Source organism: Corallococcus praedator (assembly GCF_003612125.1).
In the GTDB taxonomy this organism is placed as follows: Bacteria; Myxococcota; Myxococcia; order Myxococcales; family Myxococcaceae; genus Corallococcus; species Corallococcus praedator.
Genome location: NZ_RAWI01000897.1, coordinates 1 through 479, shown reverse-complemented (window position 1 = coordinate 479; position 479 = coordinate 1). Strand labels below are relative to the sequence as shown.

Below are 479 nucleotides of genomic sequence, written 5' to 3'. Positions count from 1 at the left end.
CCCCATGGGCACGCGCCATGCATCAGGAGCTGGAGCGCTTTGCGCGGCACGAGAACGTGCGCTTCGGCGTGTACGTGCACGACCTCGCCACCGGCCAGCGCATGTCTTTTCACGGCGACGAGCGCTGGTACCTGGCATCGTCGGTGAAGGTGCCGGTGGCCATCGCCGTGCTGCGCGCGGTGGAGCGAGGCGATTTCGCACTGGAGACTCCGCTGACCCTGCGCGCGGGCGACTACGTGGACGGCGCCGGTACCACCAACCGCCAGCCCGTGGGCGCGGCCCTCACGGTGCGCTGGCTGCTGGAGCAGATGGTCATCTACAGCGACAACACGGCCAGCGACATGCTCATCGGCCTGGTCGGCATCCGCGAGGTGAACGCCGTCACGCAGTTGCTGGTGCCCGAGGGGCTGGAGCGCATCACCACGCTGGCCGACGTGCGCCGGCACGCCTACGGACAACTCACGCCCGAGGCCGACCAT

The 479-nt window shown here is 69.3% G+C and carries 1 protein-coding gene; it reads left to right on the top strand.

The annotated features are described in order from the left end of the window. Window positions 1-17: 17 nt before the first annotated feature. Window positions 18-479: serine hydrolase (locus D7Y13_RS42310; protein WP_208734591.1), on the top strand; the 462-nt coding region annotated here is incomplete at its 3' end.